Here is a 19142-nt window from a genome sequence, read left to right as displayed (position 1 = left end):
AAGGGGCGCTGTCCGGCCCCGCTCAGCTCATCGCGCCCGGCCTCGGGTTGGCGCGGATGCATGCGTCGAATCCTTCCCGCGTAGCGGCGACCGTCACGTCGACCTGCAACCAGCGACCGCGTGCATCGATCCGTCGTGCGCGGAAGTAGTGGCGGTATTGCAGCGCCGCAGCCGCCACCGGCGGCGTCACGCGCGCGTTCCACGATTCGATCGAGAAGCCGTCGGTGTCGAGCCATTGCAGCAGCCGCGACAGGTCTGCATCGTCGGGCGGGACGACGAGGTCGACGTCGTTCAGCGGCGCATCGGTAACGGCATCGTCCGCAGCCGCCGCGAGCCGTCGCGCGAAGCCGCCGATCACTGCGAAGGCGAAACCGTCGCGCGTCATCGCGGCAACCAGCGCGCGGGCCGCGTCGGTATCGCTCGCGAGCGGCGCCTTGCGGCACACGAGCGCGTATTCATGCGTGCGGTCGGTGGCACCGGCGCCGTGCGGCGCGGGGCCGCCGGCGCGTTCGTAGATCAGCACGCGTTCCTCGTGCAACACGAAGCGCTCGCCGAGCAGCCGCGCGACATCCCACGCGAGCGGTACGAACCGACCGCCGACCCGCAGGTTCTGCGCCATCGCGATGCACCAGCCGCCCGGTTCGAGCAGCGCATGCACGCCCGCGAACACGTTGCGCATTCGTTCGAGATACGGCGCGTAGCAGTCGATGCCGTACAGTTGCCCGTCGCGCGGGCTGTCGAGCAGCCCGGGGCAGCCGAAGTACGGCACGCTCGTCAGGCAAAGCGTGAACGGGCCGCCCGCGTGGCGTGCCGCGGCCTGCGTCGCGTCGCTCGACAGGTCGCCGGCCAGCACCGGATAGCGGGCGGGGAGCGCGTCCGTGCGCGCGAGTCGCTCGCGTGCGAATGCGACGCGCTCCGGGTCGATCTCGACGCCGAGCGCCGGCACGTCGCATCGCGCGGCGGCGACGAGCGTCGTGCCGAAGCCGCCGAACGGATCGACGATCCAGCCGCCCGGCGTCGCGTGGCTGCCGATGAACGGCACCATCTGCTCGACCCAGCCGCAATCGCGCGCGGCAAACAAATCCCGCGCGCGCAGGTCGGCGGGCAGGGTGGTGTCGGCGGCCTCGTCGGTCAGACGCAGCCAGCTAGTCACGACGGTCATCGTTGCTCCACAGGATGTCGCGCGTCGGTTGCCAGCCGGCGCACAGGTTGCCGTTCGGGTGGAACACGAGCTTGTACACGGCGTCGCGCAGCTCGTGCTCGCGCATCGCGCCGTAGTCGGAGGTCTCGAACACGACTTCGAAGCCGTCGCGATGGGCCCAGCGCGCATTCCAGAAGTAGTAGCCGCCTGTCAGCGCGATTGGTTCGCACTGCGCGGAAAACGCGGCGTCCGTTGCGCAGGCCAGCAGCAACGCGTCGATCGGAACGCGCGTGCGGTCGATGTAGCGCCGCGTCGCGTTGTGCCGGTAGGTGTCGGGCAGCGCGGAGAATTCACGGAAGATCACCGCGCCGGCGCCGAGCGCGCGTGCATGGGCCAGATAACGGAGCACGTCCGCCGGCGTCTCGATGCCGCCGCGCTGCACGATGCAGACGAGCTTGACCGGAAAGTGCTCGCACGCGGCGGCAAACGCCATTTCGAATGCGTGCTGGTGCATCACGTGCTGGCCGGGCCGAAAGCGCATGATCGACTGGTTCGTGTCGTCGCGGTCGTGATGACGCGACCATTCGAGCCATGACAGCCCGAAGTCCGCGAGCGCCGGCAGCAGGGCGTCGCCGTGTTCGACGAGCCCGGCGCCATTCGTGTACAGCACGCTGCCGGTCGCGTCCGGACCGTCGTCGCCGGCCGCGCCGAGCGTCGCGACGAGCGATAGCAGCCAGCGCGAATCGTCCGTGTTCTCGAGCCCGGACAGCGAGTACGACAGCGGCACGCCGCGCAGGGCCCGCAGCGCACGCCGCAGCGTGTCGAAATAGTCGTCCGGAGGACGCAAGCCGGCCGCTACCGGGCCCGATGCGGTTTCGTCGACCAGCGTTTCCGAGCAGAACCGGCAGCGTGCGGAGCAGGGCTGTGCCGCGGCGTAGGGCGTGAACGTGAGCGGCTGTGCGAAGCGGATCGTTCGGCCGGCAACGGTATGGACATGCCAGCGGCGGCTGTCGTCAGCGGGCGGCTCGCGCAACGCGAGCCATGCGAAGCGCCGGGCGAGCGCGTCGAACGCGCGGCTGCGCGCGACGAGCGGCGCGACGGCGTTGGCGTCCGCAATCGGCACGAGCGGAATCGTGATCGCTGCGCGAACTCGGCTCGGGCGCGGCGAAGCACGCGTCCGTTCGGCTGGCGGGGCGTCGGAGGTGCGTGTCATGTCGTTGTTGTGAGGCGAAGCCCGCCGCCACTGCCTGGGGGCGACCGCTCGATGCTGTCTTCGGAATCCGGCGGGCCCGATGTTGTCGCTATGGTAGCGGAACTCGCCCGCGCTGCACGCCGGGTGGTGCTGCGCGCGCCACGCTATAAAAAAAGCCCCGCACGTATCGTGCGGGGCCTTCTTGCTCAAGCGGCGGCGTGTGTTGTTTACTTCACGCGCATGCCGGGCTTCGCGCCGCTGTGCGGCTCGAGGATGTAGAGGCCCGGCTCCGCCTTCTCGTCGGTGGCCGATGCGGCGAGCACCATCCCTTCGGACAGGCCGAACTTCATCTTGCGCGGTGCGAGGTTCGCGACCATCACCGTCAGCTTGCCGACGAGCTGCTCGGGCTGGTACGCGGACTTGATGCCCGAGAATACGTTGCGGGTCTTTTCCTCGCCGATGTCGAGCGTGAGCTGCAGCAGCTTGTCCGAGCCTTCGACGGCCTGGCACGCGACGATCTTCGCGATGCGCAGGTCGATCTTCGCGAAATCGTCGATCGAGATGGGGGCGTCGTCGGCGCCGTTCACGACGGCCGGCTTCGCGTTCGCCTTGGCGTTCTTCGCATCCTTCGCGGCGCTCGCGCCCGCGGCGGCCGCGCCGGTTGCTTCGGCCTGCAGCGAATCGCGGTTCGCGGCGAGCAGCGCTTCGATCTGCTTCGCGTCGACGCGCGTCATCAGGTGCTGGTAAGCCTTGATCGGTTGTTCCGACGACAGCGGCTTCGCGGCATCGGCCCACGCGAGCGGTGCGATCCCGAAGAACGCCTCGACGGCAACGGCCACGCGCGGCATCACCGGCTTCAGCGCGAGCGACAGCAGGCGGAAGGCCTCGAGGCTCACGCTGCAGGTTTCGTGCAGCGCGACCGCGTTGGCCGGATCCTTCGCGAGATCCCACGGCTTCGCACCGTCGACGTACGCGTTCACTTCATCCGCGAGCTCCATCGTGTGACGCAGCGCGCGGCTGTATTCGCGCGCTTCATAGTTCGCGGCGATCTGCGGAATCGCGTCGCGCAGCTTCGCGACGAGCGGATGGTTCATCGCGCTGTCCTGCACGCGGCCGTCGAAGCGCTTGATCAGGAAGCCGGCCGCGCGGCTCGCGATGTTCACGTACTTGCCGACGAGGTCGCTGTTCACGCGCGCCTGGAAGTCGTCGAGGTTCAGGTCGATGTCTTCCATCGTCGCGTTCAGCTTCGCGGCGAAGTAGTAGCGCAGCCATTCGGGGTTCAGGCCCGTGTCGATGTAGCTCTGCGCGGTGATGAACGTGCCGCGCGACTTCGACATCTTCGCGCCGTCGACCGTCAGGAAGCCGTGCGCGAACACGTTGGTCGGCGTGCGGTGGCCCGAGAACTCGAGCATCGCGGGCCAGAACAGCGTGTGGAAGTAGAGGATGTCCTTGCCGATGAAGTGGTACTGCTCGGTCGTCGAGCCCGGGCGGATCCACGCGTCGAAGTCGATGCCGTTGCGGTCGCACAGGTTCTTGAAGCTCGCGTAGTAGCCGACCGGCGCGTCGAGCCACACGTAGAAGTACTTGCCGGGCGCGCCCGGGATCTCGAAGCCGAAGTACGGCGCGTCACGCGAGATGTCCCAGTCGGCGAGCTTGGCCTCGCCGGCGTCGCCGAGCCATTCGCGCATCTTGTTGGTCGCCTCCGGCTGCGCGAGGCCGCTCACCCATTCGCGCAGGAACGACTCGCAGCGCGGGTCGGACAGGCGGAAGAAGTAGTGCTTCGACGTCTTGCGCACCGGCGTCGCGCCCGACACGACCGAATACGGGTTCAGCAGTTCGGTCGGCAGGTAGGTCGAGCCGCACACCTCGCAGTTGTCGCCGTACTGGTCCTTCGCGTGGCACTTCGGGCACTCGCCCTTGATGAAGCGGTCGGGCAGGAACATTTCCTTGACGGGGTCGTACGCCTGCTCGATCTCGCGCTCGGCGATCAGGTCGGCTTCCCGCAGCGCGAGGTAGATCTTCTCGCTCAGTACACGGTTCTCGTCCGAATCGGTCGAATAGAAGTTGTCGAACGACACGCCGAAGCTGTCGAAGTCGCGCTTGTGCTCGGTCCAGACGCGGTCGATCAGCTGCTTCGGGCTCAGGCCTTCCTTCTCCGCGCGCAGCATGATCGGCGTGCCGTGCGTGTCGTCGGCGCCGATGTAGTAGACCTCATGGCCGTGCATTCGCAGCGCCCGCACCCAGATGTCGGTCTGGATGTACTCGACCATGTGGCCGATGTGGATCTGCCCGTTGGCATAGGGCAGTGCGGACGTAACGAGGATCTGGCGGCCGCCTTGCGGCGCCGCAGCCTGCACGGAAGTGAGGTCGGATGCGGACATAGGGTCTGTAGAGGAACGGCGGAAATACGACGGGAAACTGCGATTCTAGCAGGGGCGCGCTTCGGCGACGCGGGCGGGCGCCGCGGACCGGGCGCCGGAAGGGGCGGGGCTGCTCGAGCGGCGTGCTCGACGTGATGTGCGGTGCAGCACGAATTCTGCGGGCAAAAAAAACCGGGGCGGATACGGCCCCGGAGCAACAACGACAAGAGGAGAATGGTGACGCGCCGGCAACACCAGCCGCGTACCGTAAATACTGACCGCGGCCTGCGACAGAAGTTCGAAATTTTTTTCGGTTTGTTACCAGCCCCGACGGAAGCCTTGTCCGGCGGGGCTGCGCGGGCGGCGTGCCCGCGCATTCCCCTCGTCGCGCGCTTACTGCGCCTGCGATGCGCGCAGGTAGATTTCGACGCGGCGGTTCTGTGCGCGGCCGGCTTCGGACGCGTTGTCCGCGATCGGGTTCGATGCGCCCATGCCTTGCGCCGACAGGCGGCCGCCGTTGACGCCGCGCTGCGCGAGCGCGTTCACGACGCTTTGCGCGCGGTTCTGCGACAGCGTCTGGTTCAGCTGTGCCGAGCCCGTGCTGTCCGTGTAGCCGACGATCGAAGCCGTCACTTGCGGGTTCTGGTTCAGCGTCGTCGCCAGGTCGTTCAGCAGCGGCGTGAAGGCCGGCGTGATTGCGTACTGGTTCGTCGCGAACGTCACCGAGCTCGGCACGTTCAGCTTCAGCGAGCCGTCCGGCTGCTCGGTCACCTGCGTGCCCGTCTGCGCTGCCGACGGTGCGAGCTTGTTCTTGATCGCTTGCCAGTTGTAACCCGTCACACCGCCGACCAGGGCGCCAACGCCCGCGCCGATCGCCGCGCCCTTGCCACCGCCCGCCAGCGCGCCGATGCCTGCGCCCAGCGCCGCACCCGTGCCGGTACCGACGGCCGTGTTCGAGCCTTGCTGCGTGGCGCAACCTGCCAGCAGTGCGCCGGCCAGTGCGAAGACGGACAGGCGAGTCGCGATTTTCATGTTCATCTTGGATTCCTCTCTTGGTTGAACGAGTCGACAACGACGACAACAGTTACGGCTCCCAGCGCGGGCCGCCACGAAAAAGGTGGGCAGGCCTGCGCTCGCGGCAGCCGCCGAGGCGGCCGCATGCCCTGTCCGTCAGCGTGGCTGTTCGGACAATGCGATGCGTGAGCCTCTACAATATAGGCGGTTAGTGGCCGATTTGGCCCCATAGCTTGCCGCAGGCGAAGAGTGCGCCGGGTCGCGCGTTCGCGCAATGGCATGCAACAGATTCTTTCACTTTTCCCGATTTTCGCAGCGTAATTTGATATTTTTTGACGTTTGCGCGCGAGAAAAACGTTTTCATGGAGTTTCGATGAGCATTGACCGGGCACAAGTCGACGCCGCTTTGGCGGCAGTCGTCGACCCCAATACCGGCCGGCCGTATGCGGCGCACAAGGGCGTGCGCAACGTCGCGATCGACGGTGATGTCGTGGCGCTTGACGTGGTGCTCGGTTATCCGGCGCGCAGCCAGCACGACGACGTGCGCGCGCGCGTCGCCGCGGCGCTCCAGGCCGTGCCCGGCGTGCGCGACGCGCGCGTCGCCGTGTCGCAGGAGATCGTCGCGCACACGGTGCAGCGCGGCGTGAAGCTGCTGCCGAACGTGAAGAACATCGTCGCGGTCGCGTCGGGCAAGGGCGGCGTCGGCAAGAGCACGACGGCCGTCAACCTCGCGCTCGCGCTGGCCGCGGAAGGCGCGTCGGTCGGCATCCTCGATGCGGACATCTACGGCCCGTCGCTGCCGACGATGCTCGGCATCCACGGCCAGCGCCCCGAGTCGCCCGACAACCAGTCGATGAACCCGCTCGTCGGCCACGGGCTGCAGGCGAACTCGATCGGCTTCCTGATCGAGGAAGACAACCCGATGGTGTGGCGCGGCCCGATGGCGACTTCCGCGCTCGAGCAGCTGCTGCGCCAGACCAACTGGCGCGAGCTCGACTACCTGATCGTCGACATGCCGCCCGGCACGGGCGACATCCAGCTCACGCTCGCGCAGCGCGTGCCCGTCACGGGCGCGGTGATCGTCACGACGCCGCAGGACATCGCGCTGCTCGACGCGAAGAAGGGCCTGAAGATGTTCGAGAAGGTCGGGATTCCGATCCTCGGCATCGTCGAGAACATGAGCATCCACGTCTGCTCGAATTGCGGCCACGAGGAGCACATCTTCGGCGCCGGCGGGGCCGAGCGGATGGCGAAGGACTACGACGTGAACGTGCTCGGCAACCTGCCGCTCGACATCGCGATCCGCGAGCGGGCCGACAGCGGCACGCCGACGGTCGCGGCCGATCCGGACGGCGCGCTGGCGCGCCGCTACCGCGACATCGCGCGCGGGGTGGCGCTGGCGATTGCCGAGCGCGCGCGCGACATGACGTCGAAGTTTCCGTCGATCGTTGTTCAAAATACGTAAAACCCTTGCGGGGCGGGGCCTCACGCTGTTTACGGCGCCGCGAGGCGCGGTATCATGGCGACTTTTCCCGGGTTCCTTTACCCGCCCGGCGCGGCCGTCGCGTCAAACGGCCGTCAGCCGGCATGAGGATCGAATGAAACAACGACATCACGGCGTGCGCGCCGGCCGCGCGCGGCGCGCGCTGCTGGCCGCCGCCGCGCTGGGCCTGCTGGCCGGCTGCACCTCCTTTTCCTCGTCGCACGAAAAACGGGCCGACGCACAACTACAGCCGACGGTCGGCTCGCTGGCGCGCGGCGCGGTGACGTTCGTCGAGCGTCCGGACGGCGTTCAGGTCACCTACAACCTGGTCGGCCTGCCGCCGAACAGCGATCACGCGCTGCAGGTGCACGAGCGCGGCGACTGCAACGCGGGCGACGGCTCGAGCGCCGGCCAGGTGTTCGCGCCGGCCGCCGACCGGCTGCGCGCGGGCGCCCGCGTCGCCGGCGATCTCGGCAACATCCATGCGGATGCGAACGGCGTCGCGGCCGGCTTCATCGTCGCCCCCGATCTGGCCCTCGACGGCGTGCGCTCGGCGCTGAGCCGTGCGGCGCTGGTGCACCGCGAAGCGAGCGATCCCGCGTTTCCGCAGCATGGCGCGGGCCCCGCGCTCGCCTGCGGCGTGATCCGTTGACGGCCGCCGCGTGCGCGGGCCGATGATCGCGTAAAATGTGCGCCTTTCCCGGCCGCTGCCTCGCGCGAGCGGCCCTTCCCGACTGTCACGCAGCGTTTCCTGGCGCCCCGATATGAAACGACCCCAACGCTCACTTTGTTCGCTGTCCCCCGCCGGGACGGCCAGCCTTCCTGGGACGGCCCGGCGGAGGCTTGCATGAGCATCAAGGCCGACAAATGGATTCGGCGCATGGCCGAAGAGCACAAGATGATCGAGCCGTTCGTGCCCGATCAGGTTCGCGCGTCCGAGGACGGCCGCCGGATCGTCAGCTACGGCACGTCGAGCTACGGCTACGACATCCGCTGCGCGGACGAATTCAAGATCTTCACGAACATCAACTCGACGATCGTCGATCCGAAGAACTTCGACGAGGGTTCGTTTGTCGATTTCAAGGGCGACGTGTGCATCATTCCGCCGAACTCGTTCGCGCTGGCCCGCACCGTCGAATATTTCCGCATCCCGCGCACCGTGCTGACGGTCTGCCTCGGCAAGTCGACCTATGCGCGCTGCGGGATCATCGTCAACGTGACGCCGTTCGAGCCCGAGTGGGAAGGCTACGTCACGCTGGAATTCTCGAACACCACGCCGCTGCCGGCGAAGATCTATGCGAACGAAGGCGTTGCGCAGGTGCTCTTCTTCGAGAGCGACGAAGTGTGCGACGTGTCGTATGCCGATCGCGGCGGCAAGTATCAGGGCCAGCGCGGTGTCACGCTGCCGAAAACCTGATCTGGTTGCATATCGTCTCACCGGTTTCCGGGTGACCGCTGCGCGTGACGCGCCGCGGTCGTTCTTTTTGGAGAATCGCCCATGAAGTTCCGTTTCCCCGTCGTCATCATCGACGAAGATTTCCGCTCCGAGAACATTTCGGGCTCCGGCATCCGGGCGTTGGCCGAAGCGATCGAGAAGGAGGGTGTCGAAGTCCTCGGCCTCACGAGCTACGGCGATCTGACGTCGTTCGCGCAGCAGTCGAGCCGCGCGTCGTGCTTCATCCTGTCGCTCGACGACGACGAACTCATGCTCGGCGAAACCGGCGCGGACGGCGAACTGCCCGAGCTCGCGACCGCGATCATCGAGTTGCGCGCGTTCGTCACCGAAGTGCGCCGCCGCAACGCGGACATCCCGATCTTCCTGTACGGCGAGACGCGCACGTCGCGCCATCTGCCGAACGACATCCTGCGCGAACTGCACGGCTTCATCCACATGTTCGAGGACACGCCGGAGTTCGTCGCGCGCCACATCATCCGCGAGGCGAAGGTCTATCTCGACTCGCTCGCGCCGCCGTTCTTCAAGGAACTGGTCAAGTACGCGGATGAAGGCTCGTACTCGTGGCACTGCCCGGGCCACTCGGGCGGCGTCGCGTTCCTGAAGAACCCGCTCGGCCAGATGTTCCACCAGTTCTTCGGCGAGAACATGCTGCGCGCGGACGTCTGCAACGCGGTGGACGAACTCGGCCAGCTGCTCGATCACACGGGCCCGGTCGCGGCGTCCGAGCGCAACGCGGCGCGCATCTTCAGCGCCGATCACCTGTTCTTCGTGACCAACGGCACGTCGACGTCGAACAAGATCGTCTGGCATGCGACGGTTGCGCCGGGCGACATCGTGCTGGTCGACCGCAACTGCCACAAGTCGATCCTGCACGCGATCACGATGACGGGCGCGATCCCCGTGTTCCTCACGCCGACGCGCAACCATTTCGGCATCATCGGGCCGATCCCGCGCGACGAATTCAAGCCGGAGAACATCCGCAAGAAGATCGAGGCGAACCCGTTCGCGCGCGAAGCGATGCGCGAGAACCCGGACATGAAGCCGCGCATCCTGACGATCACGCAGAGCACGTACGACGGCGTCGTCTACAACGTCGAGATGATCAAGGACCTGCTCGGCGACCTGCTCGACACGCTGCACTTCGACGAAGCGTGGCTGCCGCACGCGACGTTCCACGATTTCTACCGCGACATGCACGCGATCGGCGACGGCCGCCCGCGCACGGGCGCGCTCGTGTTCGCGACGCACTCGACGCACAAGCTGCTCGCGGGCATCTCGCAGGCGTCGCAGATCGTCGTGCAGGATTCGGAGAACCGCACGTTCGACAAGCACCGCTTCAACGAGGCGTACCTGATGCATACGTCGACGAGCCCGCAGTACGCGATCATCGCGTCGTGCGACGTCGCGGCCGCGATGATGGAGCCGCCGGGTGGCACCGCGCTCGTTGAGGAATCGATCGCCGAGGCGATCGATTTCCGCCGCGCGATGCGCAAGGTCGACGCCGAATACGGCGACGACTGGTTCTTCAGCGTGTGGGGCCCGGACAACCTGTCGGAAGAAGGGATCGGTTCGCGCGAAGACTGGATGCTGAAGCCGAACGACCACTGGCACGGCTTCGGCCCGCTCGCGGAAGGCTTCAACATGCTCGACCCGATCAAGGCGACGATCATCACGCCGGGGCTCGACGTCGACGGCGAGTTCGGCGAGACGGGCATTCCGGCCGCGATCGTCACGAAGTACCTGGCCGAGCACGGGATCATCGTCGAGAAGACCGGCCTGTACTCGTTCTTCATCATGTTCACGATCGGCATCACGAAGGGCCGCTGGAACTCGATGGTGACCGAGCTGCAGCAGTTCAAGGACGACTACGACAACAACCAGCCGCTGTGGCGCGTGCTGCCGGAATTCGTCGCGCAGCATCCGCGCTACGAGCGCGTCGGCCTGCGCGACCTGTGCGCGCAGATCCACGACGTGTACCGCGCGAACGACATCGCCCGCCTGACGACGGAGATGTACCTGTCGGACATGGAGCCGGCGATGAAGCCGTCGGACGCGTTCGCGAAGCTCGCGCACCGCAAGATCGACCGCGTGCCGCTCGACGAGCTCGAAGGCCGCGTGACGAGCATCCTGCTCACGCCGTACCCGCCGGGCATTCCGCTGCTGATCCCGGGCGAGCGCTTCAACAAGACGATCGTGAACTACCTGCGGTTCGCGCGCGACTTCAACGAGCGTTTCCCGGGCTTCCACACCGACATCCACGGCCTCGTCGCGGAAGAGGTGAACGGCCGCGTCGAGTACTTCGTCGACTGCGTGCGCGACTGATGGCGGCGCACGGACGAATCCAGGCGATGCGCGCGGCGGTGGCCGCGCTCGTCGTCTGGGCGGCAGGGTCGGCGGGGCTGGCAGGGATGGGCGTCGCCCATGCGGAAGTCGCGGCGGCCGACCCGATCGACGTCGCGATGCGGCAATGCCTCGCGCGGCGCGACCGGTCGTCGACGGCCGGCCAGATCCAGTGCATGGGCGAAGCGCAGCAGCAGTGGCAGGCAGTGATGGACGGCGCGTACCAGCGCCTGTTGAAGGATGCGCCGGCCGACGCGAAGCGCGGCTGGCAGGACAGCCAACGCCATTGGCTGACGTGGCGCAAGGACGAAATGCATTTGCTGACGGCCGTGTACGACACGACGCGCGGCACGGCATACACGATGTCGAGCGCCGACATGCAGCTGCAACCCGTGCGCGATCGCGCGCTGGCGCTGCGCGGCGCGGCCGATCGCTATGCGCCGCCGCCCGCTGCCGTCCCGGTAGCGGCCACGAGCGGCACGCAGGGCGGCGCCGGCGCGGCACAGGGTGCGGCCACGCTGAACGGCAAGCCGGCGAACGCGCCGCGCGATCCGGCCGTGCGTCGCGTGCGGCCGTGCGAACAGGATGCCGCGTGCGAACACGCGCTGTTCGACCTGAACCGCTATTACCAGAAGCTGCGCCGCAAGATGCCGGCGCATTCGGCCGCGACGCTCGTGCGCGCGCAGCGCGCGTGGGTCGGGTTCCGCGATTCGACGGCGCCGCTCGTCGGCGAGGACGGCCGTGTCGACCTGATCGGCGCGCGCATCGCGACGATGAAACGGCTGTCGGAGACGGCCGGCAACAAATGAACGCAACCGCGATGCCGGTTGTTCGGCGATAAAGCGAAACGGGCACCCATCGGGTGCCCGTTTTGCATTGGGCAGCGTGCCGCCTACGCGGGCTGTTGCGTGTCGTGCCGGCCGAACCACGACGGCACGAGCGCGACCGCCTCGTCGAGCGATGCGAGCACGTGCAGGCTCAGCGCGACGATTTCGGGCGTCGGCGCCTTCAGGTCGGGCACGGTAACGACCGATGCGCCTGCGCCGGCGGCCGACTGGGCGCCGAAGTCGCTGTCCTCGAACGCGACGCACGCGTGTGCCGGCACGCCGAGGCGTTCGGCCGCGAGCCGGTAGACGGCCGGGTCGGGCTTGCCGCGCGCGACTTCGTCGCCGCCCGCGATCGCGCGGAAGAACGGCAGCACGCCGACCGCGTCGAGCCGCGCGCGGATCACGTCGCCCGTGGACGACGACGCGACCGCGCACGGAATGCCGGCCTGCGCGAGCGCGTCGAGCAGCGCGAGCGCGCCGGGCTTCAGCGGAAACTTCGGATGCGGTTCGGGCGCGGCGAGCTGTTCGCGCACGCGCAGGCGTACGGCGTCGAACGTCTCGGTGTTGCCGATCAGCCGAGCCAGGATGACCTGGCCTTCGGCGAACGAGCGGCCGACGATCTGCAGGTAGTCGGTGACGGTCAGCGCGACCCCGTGCGCATTCGACACGTCGATCCACGTGTTCATGATGGTCCGCTCGGAATCGACGAGCAGGCCGTCCATGTCGAAGAGCGCGGCGGAGAAGGTCATCGGCGGTATCCAGGAAGCGGGGAAGGCGATGGGCGGCGCGATGGCCGCCCGAATGAAAAACGGACGCCGAAGGCGTCCGTCCGGAACAGCGGGCTTACTGGCCGAGCGCGGCGCGGGCAGCCTTGACGGCGGCGCGCACCTGGTCGGGCGCGGTGCCGCCCGGGTGGTTGCGGCTCGCGACCGAACCCTCGAGCGTCAGGTAGCCGAACACGTCGTCGCCGATCAGGTGCGCGACGTTCGGCAGTTCCTGCTTCATCTCGTCGAGCGTCAGGTCGGCCAGATCGATGCCGCGATCGTCGCAGATCCGCACCGCGTGCGCGACGGCTTCGTGCGCATCGCGGAACGGCAGCCCGCGCTTCACGAGGTAGTCGGCGAGGTCGGTGGCGGTCGAGAAACCCTGCAGCGCGGCCGCGCGCATCGCGTCCGGCTTCACGGTGATGCCGGCGACCATTTCGGCGAAGATCCGCAGCGTGTCGGCGACGGTATCGACCGTGTCGAACAGCGGTTCCTTGTCTTCCTGGTTGTCCTTGTTGTACGCGAGCGGCTGGCCCTTCATCAGCGTCAGGAGCGCCATCAGGTGGCCGTTCACGCGGCCCGTCTTGCCGCGTGCGAGCTCGGGCACGTCCGGGTTCTTCTTCTGCGGCATGATCGAGCTGCCGGTGCAGAAGCGGTCGGCGATGTCGATGAAGCCGACGCGCGGGCTCATCCACAGCACGAGTTCTTCGGAGAAACGCGATACGTGCGTCATCACGAGCGCGGAGGCGGCCGTGAATTCGATCGCGAAATCGCGATCGGATACCGCGTCGAGCGAGTTCGCGCAGATGCCGTCGAAGCCGAGCGTCTTCGCGACCGCGTGACGGTCGATCGGGTAGCTCGTGCCCGCGAGCGCGGCCGCGCCGAGCGGCAGGCGGTTCACGCGGGTGCGGCAGTCGCGCATGCGCTCAGCGTCGCGCGAGAACATCTCGACGTAGGCGAGCAGGTGGTGGCCGAACGTGACGGGTTGCGCGACCTGCAGGTGCGTGAAGCCCGGCATGATCGTGCCGGCGTTTTGCTCCGCGAGGTCGAGCAGCGCGCCGCGCAGGTCGCTCAGCAGGCCGCCGATCCGGTCGATCTCGCCGCGCAGCCACAGGCGGATGTCGGTCGCGACCTGGTCGTTGCGCGAGCGGCCCGTGTGCAGGCGCTTGCCCGCATCGCCGATCAGCGCGGTCAGGCGCGCCTCGATGTTCAGGTGGACGTCCTCCAGGTCGAGCTGCCATTCGAATTCGCCGCGCTCGATCTCGCCCTTGATCTGCGCCATCCCGCGTTCGATCGCGGCCAGGTCGTCGGCGCTGATGATCTTCTGCGCGGCGAGCATGTTCGCGTGCGCGAGCGAGCCGGCGATGTCGACGAGCGCGAGGCGCTTGTCGAAAAACACCGACGACGTGTAGCGCTTGACCAGTTCCGACATCGGTTCCGAGAAGCGGGCCGACCAGGCCTCGCCCTTTTTGTGCAGTTGGGACGTCATGGCGATTCTTCGAAGGGGAGTTGGGCGGCGTGCGCCGCCGAGGGAATCCCGCGATTCTAACATTCGCGGGCCGGCCCGCCGCGGCCCGCAGCCGTTCGCGGCGGGCCGCCGGGCGTTGCCGGTGCGGGCCGTTGCGCTCAGCCGCGCACGAGCACGACCAGCTTCAGGTCCTCGCGGTGCGCGGGCTTCAGCGTGATCTGCTGATACACGAGACGGCCGTCGGCCGGATGGTCGAATTCGCGCAGGCCGCCTTCGCGCTCGAACACGTCCTGCGATGCCCAGTACTGCGCGAACGCATCGCTGCCGGCGGTCAGCGCGTCGATCAGCGCGCGCGTCGGCGCGTCGGCCAGGTGGCGGATCGAATCGGCGCGGAATTCGGCCGCGAGCCGCCGCGCGCGGGTTTCCCAGTCGACGATCAGCGTGCGCGCGGCCGGCGACATGAACGTGAAGCGCAGCAGGTTGCGGTCGTGCTCGCCGTCGAGCCAGCCGGAAAAGAGCGTGGCGGCCGGCGCGTTCCAGGCGAGCGCGTTCCATTGCCGGTCGAGCACGTACGCGGGCGTTGCGATCGCCGCGACGGTCGCGGCGAGCGTCGGCGGCAGGTCGCCGCCCGCGACGTCGGGCTCGGCCGGGTCGCGCTGCGCGGCCAGCTCGAACAGGTACGCGCGCTCGGCCTTCGACAATTGCAGCGCGACGGCGATCCGCGCGAGCGCGTCGGCCGATGCCGACACGGGGCGGCCCTGTTCGATCCACGTGTACCAGGTCGGGCTGACGCCGCACAGTTGCGCGACTTCCTCGCGCCGCAGCCCCGGCGTGCGGCGGCGCGGGCCGGGCGGCAGGCCGACGGCCTGCGGCGACAGCCGCTCGCGGTGGGCGCGGATGAATTCGCCGAGCGCACGGGCGGGCGTGGCGTCGAGCGGCGGGACGGGGGCGGAGGACGGATGGTTCATGCGGAAACGGCGAAGTGAAGGCGAGAACGCGGCAACGATCAGACAGGTGTATCGAATACCAGAATAACTGCTTAACTTGTACTGGTACAAGTGCAGGCCTATTGTAGCGGCTCGCGCACCGGCAGGGCAGCGAACGTCCCACAAAACGCGTTGCATGGGGCTGGAACAGGCACTGAAGCGCCAACTCGTGTCGGCTCCGGTCGACCGCACAAAGGAGCGAAGGATGAAACACCACGACCAGGTCGCCGACGCATTCGGCACGACGGCCGCCGCCTATCTGACGAGCACGGTCCACGCGACGGGCGCCGATCTGCAGACGCTCGCCGACGCGGTGCGCGCGACGCCCGATGCCGCGGTGCTCGATCTCGGCTGCGGCGCCGGCCACGCGAGCTTCGCCGTCGCGCCGCACGTGCGCGACGTGGTCGCGTACGATCTCGCCGCGCCGATGCTCGCGACCGTCGACGCGGCCGCGCGCGAGCGCGGGCTCGCGAACATCCGCACGCAGCAGGGCCCGGCCGAACGGCTGCCGTTCGATACAGCGGCGTTCGACTGGGTGGTGAGCCGGATGAGCGCGCACCATTGGCATGACATGCGCGCGGCGCTCGCCGAGGCGCGCCGCGTGCTGAAACCGGGCGGCCGCGTGCTGATGATCGACATCGCGGGCAACGACCATCCGCTTCTCGACACGTACCTGCAGGCCGCGGAAGTGCTGCGCGACGCGTCGCACGTGCGCGACTACCGTGCGGACGAGTGGCTCGCGATGTTCCGCGCTGCCGGTTTCGATGCGCACGTGCACAGCCGCTGGCGGCTGCCGATCGATTTCGACACGTGGGTTACCCGCATCCGCACGCCGGCGGACAGCGTCGCGGGCATTCGCGCGCTGTGGGCGCATGCGCCCGACGAGGTGCGCGGGTATTACGCGGTGCGGCCGGACGGTTCGTTCGAGCACGATGCGCTGCTGATCGACGCGCACTGAACGAGCGGCACGCCGGCGCTGTTGCGCGTTCGCATGAAAAAAGCCGCGATACGCACCGTGGCGTATCGCGGCTTTCACGATGCCGGCCGGCGCGGAACGAGCCCGCGCCGCATGCGGATCAGCCCGTGTTGCGCAGGCCGGCCGCGATCCCGTTGATCGTCAGGTGAATCCCGCGGCGCAGCCGCGCGTTCGTGTCGCCCGCGCGGTGACGCTTGATCAGCTCGACCTGCAGGTGGTTCAGCGGATCGAGATACGGGAAGCGGTTCTTGATCGACCGCGCGAGCAGCGGGTTGGTCGCGAGGCGGCCTTCCTGCCCGGTGATTTCCGCCAGCGCATGCGACGTGCGCTCCCATTCCGCGACGATCCGCTCGAACACGTGCTTGCGCAGCTTGCGATCGGCGACGAGCTGCGCATAGCGCGACGCGACCGCGAGATCGGTCTTCGCGAGCACCATGTCCATGTTCGACAGCAGGTTCGCGAAGAACGGCCAGGTCTTGTTCATCTTCTTCAGCAGCGCGACGCGCTTCGTGCGTTCGGCGTCGTCCTGCGCGGCGTCGAGATACGCGCTCACCGCGCTGCCGAAGCCGTACCAGCCCGTCAGCAGCAGCCGGCACTGGCCCCACGAGAAGCCCCACGGAATCGCGCGCAGATCCTCGATCTTGCGCTGCTTCGGATCCTGCAGCTTGCGCGAAGCCGGGCGGCTGCCGATGTTCAGCTCGGCGATCTCGGTGATCGGCGTCGACGAGAAGAAGTAGTCGGTGAAGCCCGGCGTTTCGTAGACGAGCGCACGGTACGCGGCCATCGCCGAGTCGGACAGCGTCTGCATCGCGGCTTCGAACGCGGGCAGTTGCGCGGGCGCGTTCGACTGCGGCAGCAGCGATGCCTCGAGCGTCGCGGCGACGACCGTCTCGAGGTTGCGCCGGCCGATCTCGGGGTTCGCGAACTTGCTCGCGATCACCTCGCCCTGTTCGGTCAGGCGGATCTGGCCGTTCACGGTGCCCGGCGGCTGCGCCAGGATCGCCTGGTAGGTCGGGCCGCCGCCGCGGCCGACCGTGCCGCCGCGGCCGTGGAACAGCCGCAGCGTGATCTTGCAGTCGCGGAACAGGTCGACGAGCGCGAGTTCCGCGCGATACAGCTCCCAGTTCGACGTGAGGAAGCCGCCGTCCTTGTTGCTGTCCGAGTAGCCGAGCATCACTTCCTGCTCGGCGCCCTGGTGCGCGATCAGCGCATCGACGCCCGGCAGCGCGAAGTATTCGCGCATGATGCGCGACGCGTCGCGCAGGTCGGGGATCGTCTCGAACAGCGGGATCACCATCAGGCTGTTCCTCGCATCGCCGCCGGGCACGCCGAGCGCGCCTTCGAGCAGGCCCGTCTCCTTCTGCAGCAGCAGCACCTCGACGAGGTCGCTCACGGTTTCCGTATGCGAAATGATGTAGTTGCGCACCGCGCGCGCGCCGAATTGCGCGCGGACTTCGCGCGCCTTCTCGAACACGCCGAGCTCGCTCTGCGCGAGCGCCGAGTATTCGAGGTACGGCGAGCGCAGCGGGCGCGGATCGGCGAGCGCGGCGAGCAGCACGCGCAGCTTGTCTTCCTCGGCGAGCGCCGCGTAGTCGGCCTCGACGCCCGCGCGCGCGAACAGCTCGGCGACCACGGCTTCATGGATGTCGGAGCTCTGGCGCAGGTCGATGCTCGCGAGATGGAAGCCGAACACTTCGGCCGCGCGCACGAGCGGCGCGAGGCGCGGCGAGGCGAGCGACGTGCCGTGGTGTTCGTCGAGCGACGCGGTCAGCACCTTCAGGTCGGCGACGAACGCTTCGGAATCCGCATACGGGATCGCGCGCACGGGCGCCGCGCCGCGGCCCGCGCTGCGCACGGGCACCGTGCCTTCGCCCAGGCGCACGCGCGCGCTCGCGGCGAGCCGCGTGTAGATGCCGATCAGCGCGCGGCGATACGGTTCGTCGACGCGGTGCGGCGACTGGTCGGGCGATGCGGCCGCGAGCGCCTTCACGGCGTCGTTCGCGCCGACGAGCAGGTTCGACACCGACAGTTCGGCGCCGAGCTTGTGCACCTGTTCCAGATAGTGTTCGAGGATCACCGCGGCCTGGCGGTTGATCGCCTCGTCGAGCGTCGGCGCCGTCACGTTCGGATTGCCGTCGCGATCGCCGCCGATCCAGCTGCCCATCTGGAAGAACGCGGGCACGCGCGCGGACAGGCCGTGCTCGGCGAGCGCGGCCTCGATATCGCCGTACAGCGCGGGCAGCTCGTCGAGGAACGTCGCGCGGTAGTACGACAGCGCGTTCTCGATCTCGTCGCCGACCGTCAGGCGCGCGTCGCGCAGCATCCGCGTCTGCCACAGCGCGGTCACGCGCGCACGCAGCATCGCTTCGTTGTGCTGGCGCTCGCGCGCGGTCAGCTCCTGGTCGCGCTCGGCGAGCAGGCGCGCGATGTCGTGCTGCGCGTCGAGAATGCTCTTGCGCTGCACTTCGGTCGGGTGTGCGGTCAGCACGGGCACGATCAGCGCATCGTCGAAGAAGCGCTGCAGCAGGCGCTTCGACGCGTTGCCGGTCGTCTTCAGCTGGTCGAGCGCGTACGCGACCGTGCCGGGCTGCGACGCGGAGCCGGCCAGCGCATGGATGCGGCGGCGGCGGTTGTGGTGGCGGTCTTCCGCGATGTTCGCGAGATGCGAAAAATAGCTGAACGCGCGCACGACGCTCACCGTCTGCTCCGGCGTCAGCTTGCGCAGCTTCTTCTCGAGCGTCTGCGCGGCTTCGCTGTCGTCCTCGCGGCGGAACTTGACCGCGGTCTGGCGGATCGTCTCGACGACGTCGAACACGGTGTCGCCTTCCTGCTCGCGCACGACGTCGCCGAGCAGGCGGCCGAGGAAGCGGATGTCCTCGAACAGCGGGCCGTCCTTGTCCTCGCGCGTGCGCGTGCCGGACTTCGGTGCGCCGGCCGTGCGGGCGGCGGGGCGGGCAGCCGGGCCGGCGGCTTTCGCCGCGCGTTTTGTCTGAGGTATCGGGTCTTTCGGTTTCGTTGCCGTTTTCGCACGGCCGTTCGCGGCGGTGGCGACGGTGCCCGTCGGGGCGTCGGAGGAGGACAGGGCAGCATTGCGGCGCGCCGTACGCGCCGATCCGGAAGACTTCACGATGGGTT

The 19142-nt window shown here is 68.4% G+C and carries 14 protein-coding genes; 6 read left to right on the top strand and 8 right to left on the bottom strand.

What is annotated here, in order from left to right; genetic code table 11:
• Positions 1-22 precede the first annotated feature (22 nt).
• The 4 genes from BFF94_RS18530 to BFF94_RS18515 form a co-directional block, all read right to left on the bottom strand.
• A complete protein-coding gene (locus BFF94_RS18530; protein ID WP_128843296.1) occupies positions 23-1162 on the bottom strand; it encodes a DNA methyltransferase in 1140 nt (379 codons plus the stop codon).
• Positions 1146-2264: a radical SAM protein gene (locus BFF94_RS18525; protein ID WP_246637361.1), complete on the bottom strand. Its 1119-nt coding sequence runs from the start codon at positions 2262-2264 to the stop codon at positions 1146-1148. Before BFF94_RS18525 ends, BFF94_RS18530 begins: the two co-directional genes overlap by 17 nt.
• A 296-nt stretch (positions 2265-2560) precedes the next feature.
• Positions 2561-4714 carry a methionine--tRNA ligase gene (metG, locus tag BFF94_RS18520; protein ID WP_128843295.1) on the bottom strand — a complete coding sequence of 718 codons (2154 nt, stop codon included), beginning with the start codon at positions 4712-4714 and terminating at the stop codon, positions 2561-2563.
• Between the two features lie 372 nt (positions 4715-5086).
• On the bottom strand, positions 5087-5731 hold the full coding sequence (locus BFF94_RS18515) for a YiaD family glycine zipper/OmpA-like lipoprotein (RefSeq protein WP_128843294.1): 645 nt from the start codon (positions 5729-5731) through the stop codon (positions 5087-5089).
• 349 nt (positions 5732-6080) lie between these two features.
• Between BFF94_RS18515 and apbC the strand changes: the two genes are divergently transcribed.
• The 5 genes from apbC (at position 6081) to BFF94_RS18490 (ending at position 11795) form a co-directional block, all read left to right on the top strand.
• Complete coding sequence (gene apbC / locus BFF94_RS18510; protein WP_219139635.1) at positions 6081-7172, top strand: iron-sulfur cluster carrier protein ApbC; 1092 nt, start codon at positions 6081-6083, stop codon at positions 7170-7172.
• Positions 7173-7305: 133 nt separating this feature from the next.
• Positions 7306-7842 (top strand): superoxide dismutase [Cu-Zn], encoded by a 537-nt coding sequence (sodC, locus tag BFF94_RS18505; RefSeq protein ID WP_219139634.1) that lies wholly within the window; start codon positions 7306-7308, stop codon positions 7840-7842.
• A 195-nt stretch (positions 7843-8037) separates the two neighbouring features.
• Positions 8038-8607 (top strand): dCTP deaminase, encoded by a 570-nt coding sequence (gene dcd / locus BFF94_RS18500; RefSeq protein WP_128842756.1) that lies wholly within the window; start codon positions 8038-8040, stop codon positions 8605-8607.
• A gap of 81 nt (positions 8608-8688) precedes the next feature.
• Positions 8689-10968, top strand: coding sequence for an arginine/lysine/ornithine decarboxylase (locus BFF94_RS18495; RefSeq protein ID WP_128842755.1), 2280 nt, complete (start codon positions 8689-8691; stop codon positions 10966-10968).
• A gap of 26 nt (positions 10969-10994) precedes the next feature.
• Positions 10995-11795 (top strand): lysozyme inhibitor LprI family protein, encoded by an 801-nt coding sequence (locus BFF94_RS18490; RefSeq protein WP_372454234.1) that lies wholly within the window; start codon positions 10995-10997, stop codon positions 11793-11795.
• A gap of 83 nt (positions 11796-11878) precedes the next feature.
• On the opposite strand, the gene BFF94_RS18485 is transcribed toward BFF94_RS18490, so the two are convergent.
• The 3 genes from BFF94_RS18485 to BFF94_RS18475 form a co-directional block, all read right to left on the bottom strand.
• Positions 11879-12562, bottom strand: coding sequence for an HAD family hydrolase (locus BFF94_RS18485; protein WP_128842753.1), 684 nt, complete (start codon positions 12560-12562; stop codon positions 11879-11881).
• 94 nt (positions 12563-12656) lie between these two features.
• The gene (argH, locus tag BFF94_RS18480) at positions 12657-14066 is read right to left on the bottom strand and encodes an argininosuccinate lyase (RefSeq protein WP_128842752.1); all 1410 of its coding nucleotides are present in this window, start codon (positions 14064-14066) and stop codon (positions 12657-12659) included.
• A gap of 137 nt (positions 14067-14203) precedes the next feature.
• Positions 14204-15013: a helix-turn-helix transcriptional regulator gene (locus tag BFF94_RS18475; protein WP_219139633.1), complete on the bottom strand. Its 810-nt coding sequence runs from the start codon at positions 15011-15013 to the stop codon at positions 14204-14206.
• A 223-nt stretch (positions 15014-15236) separates the two neighbouring features.
• Here BFF94_RS18475 and BFF94_RS18470 point away from each other — a divergent pair, with 223 nt between their 5' ends.
• Positions 15237-15989, top strand: a complete 753-nt coding sequence (locus BFF94_RS18470; protein ID WP_219139632.1) for a class I SAM-dependent methyltransferase — start codon at positions 15237-15239, stop codon at positions 15987-15989.
• 118 nt (positions 15990-16107) lie between these two features.
• Here the strand turns inward: BFF94_RS18470 and ppc are convergent, their stop codons facing one another.
• On the bottom strand, positions 16108-19134 hold the full coding sequence (ppc, locus tag BFF94_RS18465; RefSeq protein ID WP_219139631.1) for a phosphoenolpyruvate carboxylase: 3027 nt from the start codon (positions 19132-19134) through the stop codon (positions 16108-16110).
• Between the last annotated feature and the right edge of the window lie 8 nt (positions 19135-19142).

Source organism: Burkholderia catarinensis (genome assembly GCF_001883705.2).
Classification (GTDB): Bacteria; Pseudomonadota; Gammaproteobacteria; order Burkholderiales; family Burkholderiaceae; genus Burkholderia; species Burkholderia catarinensis.
The sequence above is the reverse complement of the archived record's forward strand: the minus strand, read 5'-3'. Positions and strand labels throughout refer to the sequence as shown.